Genomic DNA, 19,157 nt, shown 5'->3' with positions numbered 1-19,157 from the left:
TAGCAATGATAGTGAAGGGGCAACAAGCCTATACTCAGACGGGACGGCACAACGGCCGTCCCCTACAATAGATGAAATTACATACAAGTGAGTACAATATCCTCTTAGCTTATTGCCGTCCCTAATCAAATGAGGATTGCGAAAGACGCAGACAACAACACCTAAGGATAAAAGGCGAAGACTACGAGAAAGCTTCGTGTAGCCAATTTAGTATAACACCCGACGTATTTCTCCGTGCTAATGGCTGACAATGTCCACCTGCACCTTCTGCTTCTGTAAAGTACATATAATTCTTCAGGCAGGTCAATTCTTCAAACATTTTCTTTGCTTGCCCTTTACTTAAATGCTCCGACTCATTATCCAATACCAAGGTTGGACAAGTGATTTGCTTAACAGAATCTTTAAAATGATACTGCAATGCCAAATAGAGCATTTCACTGATACTAGCCGCACCGTAACGATGGCAACGGCTATTGAGTAAGAAATATTGCTGTGGGTTGGATTTCTTTAGTTCATCAAAATAATCTTCTGTCTTCGCAAAATTCTGTGCACGCACATTATCTTGCAGATCCTGAGAAAATTGACTCATCAAAAATGCGCTTGGCTCTAAAATACCAGGATCGCAAATTAGTGCATCGATACGTTTTTCTTTGGTAGCAGCACGAGGCGCTAAATAACCCCCAAAGCTCGTACCATATAAGGCTTTATGAACATATTTAAAAAAGTCTCTCGACTCACAATAATCTACAACCGCACTTACCACATTTTCCCAATCAGGTCGCAAGGGCATGTTTCTTTGTCTTAACACGCTGCCTTGGCCTGGCCCTTCAAAAGTCACATAATGAAAACCTTGAGAAATAGCTGGTAAAGCATTAAAAAATAATTCTTCTAAAATAGAATCACCACCACCTGTATCGATGATCAAATCTCTTGGCTCATTCACAAACTGAAAAGCATAATAAATGATCCCTGGCAGATAGGTATTCTCATAAGGAATTTTAATATATTCAAATTTGATACGAGAACTTTCTAAGGCTTTACGGAAAGAATCCTGCGCAAAAGAAATAAGCTGATTAATTCTGGCATCTTGAGTTCCTTCTAAGAAGAAGAAGGCTGTGCGTGCATAATTAGATGCTGCTAAATAATCTTGATTGTATTTGGCTATGGGCGAATATTTCTTTACACGTTCTGCACGCTCATAAGCTCTTTGTGCAAGTGCCCACCATTGCTGATACCAGACTTCATAATCGCCAGCCGGTATATTTTCGCAAGCGGCCAAACATTCACCAATCTCGGCACCCCCATAGGTGACGTATCCCAATGTACGAACGAGTTGCTTATGGAAAGCGGGATCTGAGGCTAGTAATTTCATAATGGGTTATTACCCCAACTATATTTTAATTATTGTTCGATTTTTAACATACTAAAATTCGGTTTTATTGTATACACTCCCAAAATTACAGCATCAACATGACTGGTATTAATTGCCGTATCTTCAAATTTTCTTTATCATACTGATTTAATTCACTTAGCTAAAAAATGCACGCAACAAAGATTATCGCAGAAATTGGATTGATTTTTAGTCAGCCAGTTACTCTAGTTATTGCTTTTCTCTTAGGTACTTTCTTCCTAAATACAAAAGCATTCAGTAAAGCCTTCATGCTGATGCTATTCACCATGATTTACAATTTATACCTCAAATCAATTTGGCAAATTCCTTTAGAGCCTCCTTTGGAAGGTTGGGCTTTTCCCAGTGGCCACATGCATGCAGCATGGGTCTTTTGGGGATGGTTGGTTTGTCACTATAAAAAATGGTCTTTATTCGCTACCTTCTTAGTAGCAATGAGCTTGGCTACTTTTGGCATGATCGATCATGGCTACCACAATATTATAGATGTGCTCGGTGCAATAGGATTTGGCTCCTTGTCCTTGCTTATTTTTTATGGGCTCAATCGTACAGTTGTATTCAAAGAGAACATGTTTGTGGCCAGCGTACTCATCAGTGGATTAGGATTACTATTTTTATGCATGATGCCTGCATCTGTGCAAACTAAGCTCCATATATGGCAAGCACAAGGCGGATTATTAGGGCTTTCTTTAGGATGGTTATATTACAATCCTTCTCACACCTCGCTAAAGCTGTATCATAAAGTCATTATGCTACTGAGTTGTGTTGCAGGTATGGCAGGCTTGCATTTCGCACTCCTACATCCTCCCACGCAGTTCAACGCACAGCTATTTACAGCCATCAAAACATTTCTATTGGCTGTCTGGATACTCCTCTCTCAGCGCTTATTCACACATATTTTCTGTAGGTATTTCAAATGTTAGACAGTTTGAGTTCAATTACTAAAGTTCAAAAAACCATTCGCAATTATTTAGCTGAAAAGAAAATTTTAAGCGCAACTATCGAAATTCAAAAAATAATTCGTGGTTATTTGCTTCGAAAAAAAATAAGGATAAAAACCATCGGACCAGGCATTGTCAATACACATATAAAAATGCAACGACCAAGTGAACTTTTAGGCGAGAAATTCCAACCTTTTGATAATATGCGTTCTGGTTTTGAAATAATGCTCACAAGCATTGATCCCTCACAAGCAGAAGTCGGCTTAGTCACAGATCAAGGCACCCCAGATCATTTAATGAAGTATCTCAAGCAAGAAAATGCCACCTATGGCGCAATGATTAATGGTGGGTTTTATGCCATTAATGGATTTTATCATTTAACACACAATGTCGTTATCGGATTACATCGTTATGAAAAAAATTACCTAGCATCTAAAAAAACATATTATAGCCTTGGTAAAAAATATGATAATACCAGCGCTTTTTTTCAGCATACAGAAGACAGCGTTTCTGAAAAATTTGAGGGATACGAACAACACACAGAGATTGAAAGTCAACTGCATTTAAAGACGCAATTGCCCTCCTCTGTGAGAGAAGAATATGGCATTATCCGTATTAATTACGACGGCATTATAGACATTCAAAGCCTCTCTTCTTTTCAATCAGCCGAAGCCTTTGATACCTATCAAAAAAGCGCAAAATATTTATTAAGCTCTGGCCCAATCTTGGTACAAAATAATCAAGTTGTATTCACGGAAGATAAACTTAAAGACAAAAGATTCCAATTTGATGTCGTGAAAAAAGTATTTGGCACTCATCCTGGCTCTGTGCCACCTGGCAGCTTCTATCACGCCGATCAGCCCAACCCACGATCAGCAATTGGCCTCACAAAAAAAGGCCAAATCTTAATGGTGACGTTAAAAGGAGACGAATCCCCTAGCACAAGAGCTGGCATGACCTTGCCACAATTTGCACAGTTAATGAAAGCCTTCAATGTGGAAACCGCTTTGAATTTAGATGGCGGTTATTCTGCATGTCAAGGCGTATACAATAAACAAACGATGTTCACGCCCAGATTTATCAGGTCGCGTACCAATGAAAGAGTTTTGCCTTGCTCAATTGTAGCCAAAGAAAAATCATCTCATGCTAAGAATAAGAAAGAAGAAATAGAAGTGCCTAAAGCACCGAGAGAAGTGAAACAAATTACCATGATAACACTCAAACCTAAGAGACTTAACTTTTTTGCATCTGACTTGTAAGAAGATCTTATTAAAAATACTTAATGAAATGAATAGCTGATTAACTTATTTAATCTTCGCTCGCCCTTTCAAGGCCCCCTCTCCCAAAATTGGCAGAGGGGAAAATGATCGATTTGTAAACTGCGAACAAAGAAAGAGAAATCTTAAACAGGTTTAGGCTGCTCTATTAAACCTTGTGGGGTGAATAAGAAGATTCTATCCGCTGAGCGAATGGTCTCTGGTCTGTGCGCAATAATGATCCGTGTTACTTTTAGATTACGCACGGTTTCATTAATAGCCTTCTCAAGCGCTACATCTAAATGACTGGTAGCCTCATCTAAGAATAATATTTTAGGATTTTTATACAAAGCGCGTGCCAAGAGCACACGTTGCTTTTGTCCACCCGATAAGGCCATTCCCATATCACCAATGAGGGTGTTAAAACCCATTGGCATCGCCATAATATCGTGTGCGATCACCGCCATATTAGCACAGGCTTCAACACGTGTTTGATCAAATTGTGGATCAAAGAAGCTGATATTCTCTCCCATCGAACCCGACAAAAGTTGATCGTCTTGCATTACAGCCCCAAACTGTTGACGGTAATGCTTCGCCCCTAATTTATCAATTTCTAAATTATCAATAAATACTTTGCCAGACTCAGGCTTAAATAAACCCATCATGATCTTCATCAGGGTTGTTTTACCACAACCTGAAGGTCCTACCAAGGCGATAGATTCACCAGGCTTAATAGTGATATTTATATCTTTTAGAATCCAAGGCTCGCCTTCGTTATACCGAAAATTGATACCTTCTAAACGAATTTCACCTTTTAGCTCAGGCGCATCAATTAAAGTACCATCCTGTGTCTCTTGCTCTTCCAATGCGATATCACCCAAACGCTCTAAATGCAAACCTAACATTTTCATCTGAATTAAGTTTTCAATAAAGGCAACGGCTTTGCTCGTAAACTGCTGTTTATAAGACATAAAAGCGTACATCATACCGACAGATAATTGCAGATCGATAACAAGGCGTGCTGCAAAATAAACAACTAAAATATTTTCTAAGCCAAACAACAATGCATTGATGGAAGAAAAAGTAATATTGAGCTTACCCAGCCTAATACCCGCATTGATTTTATCAGCATAACGATTTTGCCAAAGCATCTGACGTTGGGTTTCTTGTCCAAATATTTTAATACTTTGGGTTGCACGAATGGTTTCAATAAAGTTTGAACTTTCTTTGGCTGCTGTAACAATACTTTCTTCATTCAAAGACCGTAAGGGCCTATACCATATGGCTCGAATCAAACCATAAAGTGCTAAAGCAGTGAGCACTAAGAATGTGAGTTTTGGCGAGTAGATAAATAGCATAACAACCGTTGCAATTGCCATCATACCGTCCACAATTGCCTGCACAATGCCTGTGGTTAAGGTTTTTTCAATTTGAGAGAGTGAACCAAAACGAGAAACGATGTCACCGATATGACGTTTTTCAAAAAAGGGCAAAGGTAAGCGAATCAGATGTCTAAACAGATTTGCTGCCATTTGCACACTGAGCATACTGCTTAAGGACAATACCACAAAGCTTCTTAAAGCCGTAGTACCCAATTCAATCAACATCAACAAACCAAAGCCAATGGCTAAAACACTCAACAAATGTAAATCATGGCTCAGTAAGACTTCATCTACTACCAACTGCATAAAAAGCGGGCTGATCAAGGAGAATATCTGTAAAGCCAAAGACATGATGAAAACTTGGATTAACGCACGCTTTAAGCCAACGATCTTTTGCCAGAAACTCCAAATAGGAATTTTGCGCACTTCTTTCTTCGGTGCAAAACTTGAAGTAGGTGTCAGCTCTAAGGCTACGCCAGTAAAATGCTTTGACACTTCTATCATGGGAATCTTACGCAGCCCCTGCGCAGGGTCATGAATCACAATATATTTTTTACTGACTTTTTTCAGCACCACAAAATGATTCATATCCCAATGCAAAATCGTTGGGGTTTGCAACTGATCTAATTGCTCAAGTTCCAAGCGTAGCGGTCTCGATGCAAAAGCCATTTTATCAGCGGTTTGCATGAGATTTTGTAAGGTTGTACCCCTTAAGGAAATGGGATATTGACGTCTTAAGGTATTGAGATCAATTAGGTGGCCATGATAGCTCGCAACCATTGCAAGACAGGCCAGCCCACATTCCGCGACTTCCGTTTGCAAAATGACGGGTAAACGTGACCCACCGGAAAATTTTAATAACTCTAATGGGTTTTGCATCAAAATCGACCTTTTAAGCTAAACAATGGATCTAAAATCCAATCAAACAACGTCTGTCTATCCAAAATAATATCTGCTTCCAGTGCCATACCAGCTTGTAGCGGTAACTCTTTACCATAGGCAGTTACAAATTGAGCATCAAGCTCGACCGTCACACGATACACAGGCTCTTTTAATTCAAGCGGAACAGGTAATTCAGAAGGCAATAATACATGCTTAGAAACCGTAGCTACCTTACCTTCAAAAATACCAAAACGCTGATAAGGAAAGGCATCAAAACGTATTCTCACTGTTTGGTCGTCTTCAATGAAACCAATTGCACGCGTTGGAACAAAGAGCTCTACTTGCATTTTGGCATCATTTGGAAATATTGCTAACAAGGGAATATTGCTTTGCCACTGCCCTTCTCTAGCTTGAAGCGCAGTCACTTTTCCTGCGATTGGGGCACGAATTTCATATACTTTACGACCTTGCACCTCAGCCATACGCTGATTCAATTCCGAAATAACATCTTCAATTTCATTAATACGCGATTCAACACGAATTGGTAATTGTAAGATTTCGACTTTGGCTTGGATCAATGCATTTTCTTTATTGGCCTTGCCACGCTCAAGATCTTGCAATTGCTGTTTTTGTATCAGCATTTCTTCTAGGTATTTTTGATATTCATTTTCAGACATACTTTTTTGCTTGAGGAGTTTTTCTGCCCCCTCTAAACGAGTCTGTAAAATCGCTAGACGTTGTTGCTGTGTTTTGAGACTTTCTTCAATTTGAAACAACTCTTTCTCTATACCATTGATGGTATTTTGAGCCCGCTCTGTTTCTGAGGTTAAAAGTGATTTTTCTGCAATGATACGCTTTAACTGATGTTCTTTTGACACTTCTAGTTCTTTGAGCAACATGCTATCAACGTCACTACCCCCTTGCACGGATCGCTCAGAGATAACGGTAATCAAGGTTTGTCCTTCGATTACATCTTGCCCTTCTTCTACATGTACCTCATAAATAGTGCCAGGATTAGGGGCATATACTTTAACAATGCCCTTATCGGGCACCACATAACCACGCACTGTTTCTTTGCGGGCATAAGTACCCCAAAATAACATGGCAATAATGAGAGAGCAGACAATAACAACGGTTGCAACGAGCACGCTGATAGATAAAGGCTGCAATAATATGACATCGCCGTACAATCTATTCTTGCTGTGTTCTAATGCTTCTTTTCTAAAAAGGGAAGACATCTTTATAACTTATATAATGTTGACTGGCAGCATTTTAACATAAATTCAGCGAGCAGCCTTTTTGTTTTGTCGAACCAAAAGACCGCTTGTCGGAGATAATTGGATGTGAATGCTTAATTCAGAAATGAATGAAGAAAAAATATTCACCGATGAGCAGAGCGAATCAAGATCCCACTTTTTGAAGGGGGATACGCGTAGCGTAAGGGGGATTTATGCTGAGGGCTACAAAAAACTAAATCCCTCTGCTCGTACAGCTACGCTGAACGAGCGTCTCCCTTTATCAAAGTGAGAAAATTATTCGCTACGCTCATCAATACATGATTGGAGAAGATGGATTGTTTTAAATCTTTACTTCGCTTCATCAAAAGGATAACGATGCGCTCTTAAATACTGATCGATATATTGATAAGAACGTGGCATTACTTTATCGGGATCACAATAATAAGCTCTAGCACGTGCCACATTTTTGGTAATTTGATTTTGTTGGTTCACCCATATTACGTGGCTTGCCCCCAAACTAGCCGCCTGATCCAAGGCGCGATATCGAGCTAGCTGCTCTCCTTGCGGTAAAAGCGTAATTTTTGAATTACCCGCAACTTCACCCAATAAAGCACATTCTGACACCATCTCTGGCTGTGCAACAATAATGCGCTGCGCTCTATTACTTGGCTCAATGATGCAACCTGTAAGCAAAAAAGCAAGCCCAATTAAGGCGAATAGTCTCATGTGTCTTCCTTGACCACTTGTTGACAATTTGTCTCTTTGAGTAAAAAGCATAAAAAGAATGCAACCAAGGTAAGTATAGGCAGAATAAACATAGCTGCACGATAATTATCAGCAGAATATACTTTCATCGCATCAATCATCAATCTATCGCTATTCCAAGCTCTATCAAGTAGTACCCCCACCAATTCTTGGAAGAAGAATCCACACACTACGATAAAATTCGTTATTGCAACCACTGTGCCCGCTAACCTCAACTGGCAATTTTCTCTACCAATGGCAAAGCAAATAATTTCTACACTTGAGAAAAAGCCTATGGCGAACAACAAGATACCTACTTGGAAATAAGTAAGTGCTGGATAGTAAATAACAAAAAACAACAAAATCGTTACAACAAAACTACCCAACCATAATAATGGCTTGCGCTTTTTCATTCTATCAGAGATAAAACCAACTAAAGGTCCACCGATAGCCCAACCTAAGAAGATCAAGGAAACTGCGCGAGTAGATTGCTCATTTGTTAATGACAGTACTGTCTTCAGATATGAGACGCCCCATAACTCAGCAAAGACAACGGTAGGCGCCATGATTAAGCAACCAATAACACCGTTAATCCAAATTTGCTTATTACGCATCGCAAATAAAATATCTTTAAAGAGCTGTGCATAAGAAAGAACTTTGACTGTACGTGGATCTATGGATGCAGTTTCATTTGAAGGTGCATCTCGAACGATAAACCAAATAACGGGGAATAATATAAAGCCAACATAGCTGGAGTAATATAAAGTTTCTCTCCAACCTAAATCCATGATCAGAGCACTCAAGTATGTGCCACCAAACATTGCACCAATCATTCCAAGCGTGGTTGTTAAACCTGATACAAAGGCAAATCTATCAGGTGGCAGCCAAGTGGTCGCAAGTTTCAAGACTCCGACAAAGGCAAAAGAAGAACCAAATCCAATCAGAAAACGCCCTGCTGCGGCAATACTTGGATTATGTGTGGATGCAAAAATAAGTGTACCAATCGCACAGGAAAGTACAGCGATGGTTAAGATATTACGAGGGCCATACCTGTCCATCATTAGACCAACAGGCAACTGCATTGGCGTATATGCATAGTAGTAATAAGCACTCAAATGCCCAACTTGGGTTGCATCTAAAGGCATTCCATTCTTACTAAAAGCAACCTGTAGATGTTCTACCATCAAACCAGGCGTAATACGCAATAAATACTCATAACAATAAAAGCCCGCAGCTAAACCACAGATGATCCACGGTAGTAGGCGCGCAATTCTATTTGAGAATGATTCTTGTTTTAATGTTTGGCTGTTTGTCACTGTGTTTATTTCTAAGTAGTAATTCAGCTAGTAAATTTCAAGAGTAAGCACATTAAGCGATTAAGCCATTTGGCGCAAGTATTAGTTAGTCAAAAAAAAGTTTACTAACTTAGTTCTTGAGCAGGCTTCGCAATGTAATAGCCTTGCATGCCATCCACTTTCAATTGCTCGAGCATGCCATACTCTTGCTCTGTTTCAACTGTTTCGGCGATTACTAATATATCTAAACTGCGTGCAATATCTACTAAGGAACGAATAAAAAATTGATTGTCGTCGCTTTCATGAATATTGCGCACAAAACTACCATCGATTTTTAAGTAATCTAACCTGAGATTATTGAGATAAGCAAAAGAACTAAAATTTTTCCCGTAATGATCGATTGATGTTTTAGAACCAAGTTGGGAAACTTGTAAAAACAGTGCTCTAATTTTATCAATACGATGGACAACGCCATATTCTGGCAACTCAATAATAACGGAGTTTGCCTTTTTCCCTAAGGATTTAATTTTTTCAATTAGCCACTTAACGAAATCGGCATCATCTACTGAGCTAGGAGAAATATTAACATAATAGCGTGGACTAATCTTAGCGTTTTCTATTTTTTCGAATAATAGATTAATCATACATTTATCAAGTTCAGTGATACGGTTTAAGCGCTCAGCCATAGGCATAAACATGCCTGCACTAATGACGTTATCTTTATCCAGTTCAACACGCATTAATGTTTCATACAAATCTGATGTTTCTTGTAGCATTTTGATCTTTTGAAAATGTAATTTAATTTTGTTGTTCTTAACAACCTCATCAAATATCTTAGACCAATCTTGAGCGCCCCGAACTTGCTTATCATCAATGATCTTAATAGCATGTATGGCATTGGGACCTGCATTTTGCGCTTGCCTTAATGCCATATCCAACTGAGACAAAATATCTCTCTTCGTTTGGTTTGTATTGAAGACAGTTAGACCAATGTGCGCAATGTCATCTTCTTTGGCAATTCCTTTTTGCTTGAATTCAGAAAATGTTTTACTCAATGAATGTGCAATTTCAATACCAACATCTATCACTTTATCTTGCAAAATAACGGCAAAGGATGCCCCTCCTAAATGCGCAATCAATGCATTTTCAAAGGATGACAAAGAAGCTTCTATCTGTCGTGCAACTTGCTTTAAAAGATCATCTCCTGACTCATAACCATGTTTATCGTTATACGCTTTAAATTGATTCACTTCTATTAGCAAGGCAACACCTGTATGACTATGTTCTTTGTCCTGTAATAAGTGATCAAAATGAATATCAAAATAGCGTCGATTAGCCAATTTAGTAACAGGACTCTTAAAAGCTTGTTCTCGCAATTCTTCTGTAGTCTTCGCCTGCTCTTCAAACAAACGTTTTAAACGTCTTGACATATTATTCATTGCTTCAACAACTTGTCGTAAATCAATGGTCCAAGGCAAGCTTTCTTCTACGAACTGCTGATTACAAATAGCGGTTGCTTGACGCGTAACCGCGCGCAATGGTTTTAAAATAATAAAGAGTAAAAAACCACCTAGAACGGCTGCAATCAAAGCAGTAATCACAAACCATTGTAATGCATCAATGAAAGTAGTCCATAATTGCTGATAGGCAAAACCTGGATTACTTTGAACAATAACCTCACCTTGTTGCAACCAACCTGATTGAATTTTTGCTCGCTCTTCTTTGGTTTTCACTTCAATATAGTTAATGAACCAATTAGGCACTTGATATACTTTTACCTCCAGCTGTCTTTCAATCTCAGCTTTTCCTTTTAAATTTACAATCATGATTTTCTTGTAGTAGCCACTATCCCATACAGCATCTACAATACGATTTGCAGTAGGAATATCAATTTCATTACCTTCCATGGCCAAAGATAAAGAAAGACCTAAAGAAGTTGCAGTGTCTTTAGCATGTTTCCCAAGCTGATGATCGACAAAGGTTTGAGTATTATCTATCACGTAATAAAGCATACCTGAGAATATGCTTAGCAATAAAAACAGACCTGATAATAATAGTTGTCGCGTTAAAGTCATGCTTAGTTTAGCTCCTCAAAGCCATTCACCTAAAAATATTATTCACATTTTCTTGCAAAGACGAAATTTTTTCTCAACCTCAATCAATGTTCTATAATGCCGCTTTGTTAAGAGAACATTGGCATTTAATAACATTACGAATGAGCGAAGCGAATTGATTTTCTTTCTTTGTTATCAAAGAAAGAGGCGCCTTTAGGTGCAGAGAAGGATTTTTAAAATAAAGATAAAAAAAATCCTTCTGCTCAAACAAGTTGAGCCTCTTCCCTTGATTCCAAGGGAAGAATATCATTCACTTCGTTCATTTCTTAACTGACTGGCATTACAATCAATGCCCTGTGTCTTTAAAGTGGATTAAAGTTACCTATCTTGCCACTCTTCATTCGCTCTTGCATATCAGCCCACATATTCACATCATCTGCTGTGCCTAATTTTTTACCTTTACTTAGCTCTTTACTACGCCAAAGCCCCGAACCGTTAAAGCTGTAAATAGGTCGTAAATCCGATCGTTTGTCAGCAGATAAAATTTCTTTTTTAATGTTATCTAAAACCAATGGAATACTGGTTGGCGTTTCATAATAAGTAAGTACCATGTGTGCTTGTTCATAACCACCGTATTCAGTGTATTTAACATAGGTAATGAGTAATTTTTCATCATCTACCCCAAGCTCTCGTAGGGTAAAATATTTTGCAATTGAAAAATCCTCACAATCACCTGCACCTGATACCAAGAATTCTAAAGGTGTCGCCCAATAATCTTCTACATTCCAATGAGCTTTATCTGAAAGATACTCCAATAAATTAAAAAATTTATTCACTTTTTCTAACTTTTCGGCTTCTGAGACATTTTGATTTTCCTTCATTAATTTTTCCCAAGAGATAACACGTTTTTTAGCATAGTCTCCATATTTTTTTTCTATATTGTTTAAGAGTGATTCAGAAAATTCAATTGCACTGACTAAAAATAAAAATGAAATTGGCAGAATAAAAAAAGTGAAAAAGAAGAGATATATCTTATTTTTATGTTTGGCATTTAACAAAATGGTAGTTTCCTATTTAGTTAAAACCTAATATTTATGCAGGTGTTTAATAGGCATCTAATAAAGCAAAAGGGGCTTTGCCCCTTTTGCTTTTCGCTATGCATTTAATCTCAAATATCTTGAGCGCATTTTTTAGATAGCATTATCAAAAGACTTATCAGTCTTTTCAAAGAATGGGCCAGAACCATCAAATTGTGCATCTGCTGACTTGACCGCAGCTTTAGGCAATGCAATGCCAAAGTACTGAGTAATGGTTCCCATTGCATTCAAGATTCTGTACATACCAACAAGCACGTCTGCTTCACCTTGGAAGTAATTACTACTTGCAGTAAAAAGTTCGTTTTCAGAATCCAATAAGTCCAACAAAGTTCTTTGACCAATATCAAATTGCTTTTGATAAGCTTCTCGTGTTCTATAACTCGCGTCACGGTGAGTTTTTAAATCAACTAACTGACGACGCGCTGTATCATACAAGTTCCAAGCATAACGAACCTGCTCAATAACTTGGCGATGTGCTCTATTTCTAACTTCTTGAGCTTCCTGGTTTTTGTGTGCAATTCTGCAAAGGTTAGCAACATCACCGCCGCCCTTAAACACATTCCAATTAAACCTTAACATTGCAAAGTTTTTATCGTTGTCGCCTCTGGAACCATCAATATTTTGGTTACGTTGTATACCTGCATCTAAAGTCACTCTTGGCACGAACTGCGAACGTGCTGAACGATATTCTGCACGTGTTACGTCTACATCATAATGGGTTGCTGTCAATTCAGGATTATTGTTCAAACCACGATTAATCGCTTCTTCAAGATCTGCGGGAAATCCTGATGAAGGCATCTCAGGTTTTTCTATATCAGTAGGAATCTTGCCAACTACACGAAGATATTTGGTCTCCGCATCGCGCAAATTAGCCTGTGCCCCTAATAAATTACTACGAGCAAGTGCTAAACGACCTAAAGCTTGATCAAGATCGGCTTTACGGCCAATACCACCTTCACTACGCTTTTCAATTTGTCCGTAGATAGTTTGGTGGGCACTTAAATTACGTTGTGCAATTTCAACAATGCTTCTGGTTAAATGCATTTCAATGAAGGCATCAACAACAAGCAATGCCTGCTCTTGAGCGCTGCTATTTACACGTAGTGCAGCTGCTTTAACACGTGATTTCTTACCACTGACGTTATGCATCACGCCAAAGCCATCAAACAATAATTGTGAGGCTGTCGCATTAAACTCACGGCGCGACATGGTTCTGTAGCTAGCACCATCTAATCTACCACCACGTGTGGTTGAGTTATTTGTATTTTCTTGCCCCGTGCCACCATTAACATTAATTGTTGGTAAATAGTCTGCATAAGCACTTCTAAATTCTTTATTAGCTTGCTCTCTAATTTGCACATTGATCATAAGATCAGGTGAAGTTTGCAAAGTATAGGCAACAGCCTCTTGAACCGTATAGGCCTGTACTTGAGATGCTGCGACTAAGGCTAATGACGATAAAACTATCTTCAGCAATTTGTTTTTTTGCATAAATTTGTTCGCTTCTCTTAATTCCGACTATCCCTAAACTATGGAAGCTTGCTTAGAAAATTACTTTTCTAACAGGTGCGCACTTAACCATGTTACCTAAACAAAGATTCATTCTACACATATCAGTTTGAGCAAGAAACATTTTTATAATCACAATCAACTCATTTTAAAAAAAATAATAAAAAATTTCTTTGCTAAACTACTTACTTTCTCACGCAATGATGCCTATTTTTCACAACTTAAGCAATCAACTTAATAAGGTAAATGTATTTACAGTATTTCTTAAGTCTAAATTCTCTACAAAAGTTGACTATGAGCAAACTATTCGCAAAGTGAACATTATTGCCCCTACCAATTTTGGAAAAAAGATACACACATTTTCTCTAAACAACAGAATATATTGTGTCATGCCAGCGAAGGCTCATAGGCGTCAACTTAAGGAATTTCTGGGGTTTGATATAGAATATTGGTACCCATTCTTCCCTACCAGCTACGTCCCGCGGCTTGTCCGCGGGATCCAGAGTTTTGAGCCTCTGAATGTGAATCAGCTTGTTTATTATGAAATGCATGAGCTGTACGTTGAGGCTGCCAGACGTGAAAAGCGTTTTAAAAACTGGTACAGGCAGTGAAAATTGAATTTAATTGAAGAATTCAATCCGGCGTGGCGAGATCTCTACGAAGAAAGCTACTCATAACACCTGGATCCCGCGGACAAGCCGCGGGACGTAGCGGTAAGTAGGTTACTAAAATGTCAACAGTCCCTAATTATTCTGCTTTTTTTCTTAAGTTGACGCATATGAGCCTTCGCTGGCATGACAGCACAAATGACTTAATGCAGGTGATAAAATGACATAGCATGCAATAACCAATTTATTTTTAAAAATAAGATATTTGCGTTCCATAGACCAAAATTAGCAGAAGCATTATGACTCGCTCTGCTTATCAATCAGAAACCAAACAATTAAGGATCTTTCTTTTTCTCTTCTTTATGAGAAGCAATTGAATGTGTGGAGGGAACATCATTTTCTTGATGCCAAATGGAACTAATTTGTTGATGACGATTGATAAATAAAGCTAATTGTAAACGATCGACAATATTTATTTTTCGAAAAATAACGCCTAAATGTGCTTTAACCGTACGCTCAGAAATATTTAACTGCTCTGCAATCACTCTATTACTCGCACCACCTGCCACTAATTTTGCGATTTCAGTTTCACGCGGTGTAAGAAGTGATAAGCCTTTGTCTAATTGTTGTGCTTCTGTGTGTTGTGCTCTTGCTATCCCTTCAATTTCTCCAAGTAATCTAGAGACAAATTTTCTATCTACCCATAATTCATCTGCTAATACGGTTCTTAATACTCTTGAGAGCATTACATCATTAATATCATATTCACAATACGCTTTAGCGCCAAAGAGAATACTTGCTACTTCTTCTCTTTGTTCTGCAATATCTGTCATTAGAATAAGCCGTGTTTCTGGTTGAATTTCGTGTATTTCTGATAGTTCGTGAATACCACCTTCACCTAAAAGCGCTTTGTCTAACAGTACTGCATCAATAGAAATTTTTTTCAGACAGATCTCAAGTGTTTTCTTATCACTGACAATCAACTCGTATACTGTATACTCAGCAGATACATATTGTTGCCATCTATGAGCACGTTGTCCATCATCCGTCGCTATTAGAATCATGCTTATTTTTCTCGCATTGCATTCCTTTTCGCCTTAATAATAGGTTTGAGTAAATATTCAAGCACCGTTTTTTGGCCCGTTAGAATATCCACTGTTGCCCCCATACCCGTTTGAATTTCTAAACGTTCTCCACGCTTACCAACTAAATAATTTTTTTCAGTGGTTCGCACACGAATTTGATAGTAAGGATCTCCTTTTTCATCCGTAATAGTATCAGCGCTGATATTTTCAACCGTTGCTTTTAAACCACCGTAAATTGAAAAATCATAGGCTGATATTTTGACGGTTGCAGGTAACCCAGATCGTAAAAATCCAATATCGGATGGACGAATATTTGCTTCGATCAGGAGGGTATCGTTCAATGGCACGATATCAAAGAGATCTTCACCCGGTTGTATCACCCCCCCAATCGTCTTTACATGTACACGATTAACGGTGCCTTTTACAGGAGAGCGAACAACTGTTCGTGAAAATCTATCTTGTGCTGCTTTTTGTGTCTCTAGCAGTCTTTTATATTCAGCTCGAGTCTTATTCAACTCAGAAATACTTTCTGTTTTAAAGCTGATATATAACTCGTCTATTTTCTTTTTTGCGCTGCTTAAAGCAGATTCCAAGCGAGGAATGGATAGCTGAGTTTGCTCCAATTCGCCAGCTAAATCATTAACCGTACGCTCTAATCGTAACACTTCCACTTCAGAGACTGCACCATCTTTGGCCAAGGGTCGTGTCAGTGCAAGCTCTTTTTTCACTAAATCTAAGCTGCGTTGAAGCTGTTCACGTTTACCTTGCATCTCAAGCAATTCTTGATTTTTTCTATCTTCTTCTTCTTTTAAAAGATTTACTTTAACCCCCAATTCCTTTTTTCTTGAGTCAAAAAGACTGGTTTCATTTTGCACATATTCTGGGTATTCCGTTTGAAGACGCTCAGAAAATGATATTTCTCTCTCAGAAATCTCTGCCTCTAAGCGATGTATTTTTGCTTCTAATGCATATATCTGTGTTGCACCTTCTTTTAAACTGGACGAAAAGCGCGTGTCATCAATGATCATTAATATTTCATCACGCTCCACAATTTGGCCAATTTTTACGCGAATATCTTTGACGATACCCCCCTCAAGATTTTGTACGACTTGCATGTTGGTAGAAGGGATTACTTTGCCCTGCCCAACCGTCACTTCATCCAAAACAGCAAAATTGGCCCAAATAGCAGCAACTACCAAGAAAATCGCAGCCGCCCATAAAATAAAATGGTAGGCAATAGGCACCCCTTGCATCATCGCTGCGCTGGTGTCAGTCATAAATTCAATATCAATTTCTTTGATTTTTTCTTTCATATTAAAGTGGCTTAACTCAATTTAAATAGGTTATCAGCTTATCGGCTTGGAGAATGTAATTTTCCTTCTGCCAACGCCTTTAAGACCAAATCTCTAGGGCCGTCTGCAATAATACGACCATTGTCCATTAAAATTAATCTATCGACCAAAGAAAGTAAGGAACCTTTATGGGTTACTAAAATCATTGTTTTATTTTTTGAGACCTCTTGGATCTGCTGTTTAAACAATTCTTCTGTTCTATTATCCATCATATTTGTGGGTTCATCTAAAACTAAAATAGGCGGATCTAAAATAAGCGCACGCGCAATGGCGATTGCTTGACGTTGCCCACCTGATAATTTTTCTCCACGCTCACCAACTGGCATATCAAAACCTTGAGGATGCTTTGCTACAAATTCTGTAACCCCAGCAATTTTAGCAGCTCTTAAAATACTCGTATCATCTGCAAAGGGCGTGCTGAAAGTAATGTTGTCTTTTACAGAACCATAAAACAAAACAATGTCTTGAGGTACATAGCCAATGTTGCGACGCACAGATGCAGGATCAAGCTGACCAATTTCTGTGCCATCTAGCAAAATACTACCTGCCGTTGACTGATATAAGCCTAAAATCAATTTTTCAATAGTGGTTTTGCCAGAACCAATTCGACCAATAATGCCAACTTTCTCACCTGCTGTAATCGAGAAAGAAGCATCATGCAAAGCGGGCACATCTTGTTTAGGATAATTAAAGGCAACATGCTTAAATTCAATATCACCTGTTAGAACAGGTCGATGCAGGGGCGTTTTACCTTTTATACGTTCCGTTGGCATTTTCATTACATTGTCTAAAGACTGTAATGCCGCCATGGATTGATGGTAGCGTGTTAATAAACCAGCCACTTGCGCCAAAGGTGCTAATGCACGCCCCGTTAGAATCGTACAAGCAATTAAAGCCCCCATGGTCATCTCACCTGCAGAAATCCGATACACACCGACGATGACAACCAAAACACCCGCAACTTGTTGTGCCCAAGCTGAAAAACTCACAGCAGTAAGCGATAAACTTCTGATTTTAGTACCCAGCTTTGCAGACATGCCAACGGCATGCTCCCATTTTCGCTGTAATACACCTTCTGCTGACATGCTCTTGACTGTCTCAACACCTGCCAATGATTCAAAGAGCATTGCGTGTTTTTGTCCAGAATAACGATAAGATTCTTTGACAATCTTATTTAAAGGTCCTTGAATCAAAAGTCCCATACCAATCACAATGGGCACAGCCAGTAAGGGTACAATGGCAACATAACCACCAATTGTATAAATAATAATCAAGAAAAAAAATACGAACGGCAGATCGATAAGCGCACTGATGGTAGTTGAGGTGAAGAAATCTCTAAAAGATTCAAATTGTTGCATATTATTTGCAAAGTTACCCACTGATTCTGGGCGAGACTCCATTCTTACACCCATCATTTGCTCAAAAATATTGGATGAGATCAAAACATCCGTTTTCTTTGCAGCAATATCGATAAAATAGCCTCGCAGCATCTTCATTAAAAAATCAAAACAGAAAACAACTAAGATACCAATCGCCAGAACGGTCAGTGTATCCGTTGCATTATTCGGCACGACCCTGTCATACACATTCATCACAAACAAGGAAGAAGCTATTGCAAAAATATTAATGAAAAATGAAGCTACTAATACTTCAGAATACAATTTCCATGTTTTGGCAATCACACTCCAAAACCAATTTTTAGGGCGCTCTTTGAAGCCTTCATCGGTACGTTTATCAAACCTAAAGCTGGGTCGCGTAAAAATAGCGTAGCCCGTATATTCCCTATTTATCTTTTCAAAGCTAAGTGTTGTTTCGCCTTGCTTGCTCTCTGGCTGAATAATCTTGACTAATTTTTTATTGTCATTTTTTGCCACTAAAACACAAGCTTGTTTGCCCTTGAGTAATAAGACACAAGGCAATACCAAAGAAGAAATATCTTCAACAGGACGATTGATAATTTGTGAGGAAAGACCAGCTCGCTCAGAAGCACGAATAAACAATTCAGGTGTTAACTTGTTTTCAACCAGTGGTAAGCCTGCAATCAATGCTTCTGGTGAGAAAGGATTATGCTCTAGGCGTGTTAAAATCATCAAACAGCCTAATAAAGGATCATGCCCTACCAAATGAGGTGCGGGTGTCTCCCATTTTTCAGCTTCTACTTCTGGTGTGGCTTCACTTTCATTTGATTGCACTTCAGGAATATTTTCATTTTGCTCTTGAGGCACATCTGTAGATGCTTGCGGCATATCTTGTGAGGGATCCGCCTCTGCTTCTTTATTTTTTTCTGGTTGCTTTGAGTATGCCAT

General features: G+C 38.6%; 13 protein-coding genes and 1 pseudogene. 3 read left to right on the top strand and 11 right to left on the bottom strand.

The annotated features are described in order from the left end of the window. Positions 1-181: 181 nt before the first annotated feature. Entirely contained in the window at positions 182-1,372 is a 1,191-nt protein-coding gene (locus CC99x_RS04075) for an alpha/beta hydrolase family protein (protein WP_057624624.1), read from the bottom strand. A 167-nt stretch (positions 1,373-1,539) separates the two neighbouring features. On the opposite strand from CC99x_RS04075, the gene CC99x_RS04070 reads away from it, so the two are divergent. Further along, a complete protein-coding gene (locus CC99x_RS04070) occupies positions 1,540-2,331 on the top strand; it encodes a phosphatase PAP2 family protein (RefSeq protein ID WP_057624623.1) in 792 nt (263 codons plus the stop codon). Then, positions 2,325-3,608, top strand: a complete 1,284-nt coding sequence (locus CC99x_RS04065) for a phosphodiester glycosidase family protein (protein WP_057624622.1) — start codon at positions 2,325-2,327, stop codon at positions 3,606-3,608. The genes CC99x_RS04070 and CC99x_RS04065 overlap by 7 nt, the downstream gene beginning before the upstream one ends. A 143-nt stretch (positions 3,609-3,751) precedes the next feature. On the opposite strand, the gene CC99x_RS04060 is transcribed toward CC99x_RS04065, so the two are convergent. From CC99x_RS04060 to CC99x_RS04030, 7 genes are all read right to left on the bottom strand, one after another. Beyond that, entirely contained in the window at positions 3,752-5,866 is a 2,115-nt protein-coding gene (locus CC99x_RS04060) for a peptidase domain-containing ABC transporter (RefSeq protein ID WP_057624621.1), read from the bottom strand. Beyond that, positions 5,866-7,107 carry an HlyD family secretion protein gene (locus CC99x_RS04055; protein ID WP_057624620.1) on the bottom strand — a complete coding sequence of 414 codons (1,242 nt, stop codon included), beginning with the start codon at positions 7,105-7,107 and terminating at the stop codon, positions 5,866-5,868. The genes CC99x_RS04060 and CC99x_RS04055 overlap by 1 nt, the downstream gene beginning before the upstream one ends. Before the next feature lie 348 nt (positions 7,108-7,455). Further along, positions 7,456-7,833, bottom strand: coding sequence for a hypothetical protein (locus CC99x_RS04050; RefSeq protein WP_057624618.1), 378 nt, complete (start codon positions 7,831-7,833; stop codon positions 7,456-7,458). After that, entirely contained in the window at positions 7,830-9,167 is a 1,338-nt protein-coding gene (locus tag CC99x_RS04045) for an MFS transporter (RefSeq protein WP_083477347.1), read from the bottom strand. The genes CC99x_RS04050 and CC99x_RS04045 overlap by 4 nt, the downstream gene beginning before the upstream one ends. A gap of 104 nt (positions 9,168-9,271) precedes the next feature. Further along, the gene (locus tag CC99x_RS04040; RefSeq protein ID WP_057624617.1) at positions 9,272-11,221 is read right to left on the bottom strand and encodes a bifunctional diguanylate cyclase/phosphodiesterase; all 1,950 of its coding nucleotides are present in this window, start codon (positions 11,219-11,221) and stop codon (positions 9,272-9,274) included. A 341-nt stretch (positions 11,222-11,562) separates the two neighbouring features. Continuing rightward, positions 11,563-12,258, bottom strand: coding sequence for a transglutaminase-like cysteine peptidase (locus CC99x_RS04035; protein WP_200953460.1), 696 nt, complete (start codon positions 12,256-12,258; stop codon positions 11,563-11,565). A gap of 132 nt (positions 12,259-12,390) precedes the next feature. Beyond that, on the bottom strand, positions 12,391-13,788 hold the full coding sequence (locus tag CC99x_RS04030; protein ID WP_057624616.1) for a TolC family outer membrane protein: 1,398 nt from the start codon (positions 13,786-13,788) through the stop codon (positions 12,391-12,393). A 536-nt stretch (positions 13,789-14,324) separates the two neighbouring features. Between CC99x_RS04030 and CC99x_RS13040 the strand changes: the two are divergent. Continuing rightward, a pseudogene (locus CC99x_RS13040) lies at positions 14,325-14,414 on the top strand (GIY-YIG nuclease family protein); the annotation flags it as partial. 335 nt (positions 14,415-14,749) lie between these two features. Here CC99x_RS13040 and CC99x_RS12910 read toward each other — a convergent pair. Genes CC99x_RS12910 through CC99x_RS04015 form a run of 3 tightly spaced genes read right to left on the bottom strand, consistent with a single transcriptional unit; the run spans position 14,750 to position 19,157 of the window. Continuing rightward, positions 14,750-15,478: a response regulator transcription factor gene (locus CC99x_RS12910; RefSeq protein WP_057625206.1), complete on the bottom strand. Its 729-nt coding sequence runs from the start codon at positions 15,476-15,478 to the stop codon at positions 14,750-14,752. 2 nt (positions 15,479-15,480) lie between these two features. After that, positions 15,481-16,812 (bottom strand): HlyD family type I secretion periplasmic adaptor subunit, encoded by a 1,332-nt coding sequence (locus CC99x_RS04020; RefSeq protein WP_057625207.1) that lies wholly within the window; start codon positions 16,810-16,812, stop codon positions 15,481-15,483. A gap of 38 nt (positions 16,813-16,850) precedes the next feature. Further along, positions 16,851-19,157 (bottom strand): type I secretion system permease/ATPase, encoded by a 2,307-nt coding sequence (locus CC99x_RS04015; protein ID WP_235528093.1) that lies wholly within the window; start codon positions 19,155-19,157, stop codon positions 16,851-16,853.

Origin of the sequence: Candidatus Berkiella cookevillensis (genome assembly GCF_001431315.2) — a bacterium.
Taxonomy (GTDB): domain Bacteria; phylum Pseudomonadota; class Gammaproteobacteria; order Berkiellales; family Berkiellaceae; genus Berkiella_A; species Berkiella_A cookevillensis.
Note: the sequence above shows the minus strand (reverse complement) of the source record. Positions and strands in the feature narration are given on the sequence as shown.

What these genes read in the sequence shown, in the direction of transcription:
- CC99x_RS04060 (WP_057624621.1), bottom strand. Translation starts at nt 5,866, where the DNA reads ATGCAAAACCCATTAGAGTTATTAAAATTTTCCGGTGGGTCACGTTTA.
- CC99x_RS04020 (WP_057625207.1), bottom strand. Translation starts at nt 16,812, where the DNA reads ATGAAAGAAAAAATCAAAGAAATTGATATTGAATTTATGACTGACACC.
- CC99x_RS04040 (WP_057624617.1), bottom strand. Translation starts at nt 11,221, where the DNA reads ATGACTTTAACGCGACAACTATTATTATCAGGTCTGTTTTTATTGCTA.
- CC99x_RS04030 (WP_057624616.1), bottom strand. Translation starts at nt 13,788, where the DNA reads ATGCAAAAAAACAAATTGCTGAAGATAGTTTTATCGTCATTAGCCTTA.
- CC99x_RS04055 (WP_057624620.1), bottom strand. Translation starts at nt 7,107, where the DNA reads ATGTCTTCCCTTTTTAGAAAAGAAGCATTAGAACACAGCAAGAATAGA.
- CC99x_RS04050 (WP_057624618.1), bottom strand. Translation starts at nt 7,833, where the DNA reads ATGAGACTATTCGCCTTAATTGGGCTTGCTTTTTTGCTTACAGGTTGC.
- CC99x_RS12910 (WP_057625206.1), bottom strand. Translation starts at nt 15,478, where the DNA reads ATGATTCTAATAGCGACGGATGATGGACAACGTGCTCATAGATGGCAA.
- CC99x_RS04015 (WP_235528093.1), bottom strand. Translation starts at nt 19,157, where the DNA reads ATGGCATACTCAAAGCAACCAGAAAAAAATAAAGAAGCAGAGGCGGAT.
- CC99x_RS04065 (WP_057624622.1), top strand. Translation starts at nt 2,325, where the DNA reads ATGTTAGACAGTTTGAGTTCAATTACTAAAGTTCAAAAAACCATTCGC.
- CC99x_RS04075 (WP_057624624.1), bottom strand. Translation starts at nt 1,372, where the DNA reads ATGAAATTACTAGCCTCAGATCCCGCTTTCCATAAGCAACTCGTTCGT.
- CC99x_RS04070 (WP_057624623.1), top strand. Translation starts at nt 1,540, where the DNA reads ATGCACGCAACAAAGATTATCGCAGAAATTGGATTGATTTTTAGTCAG.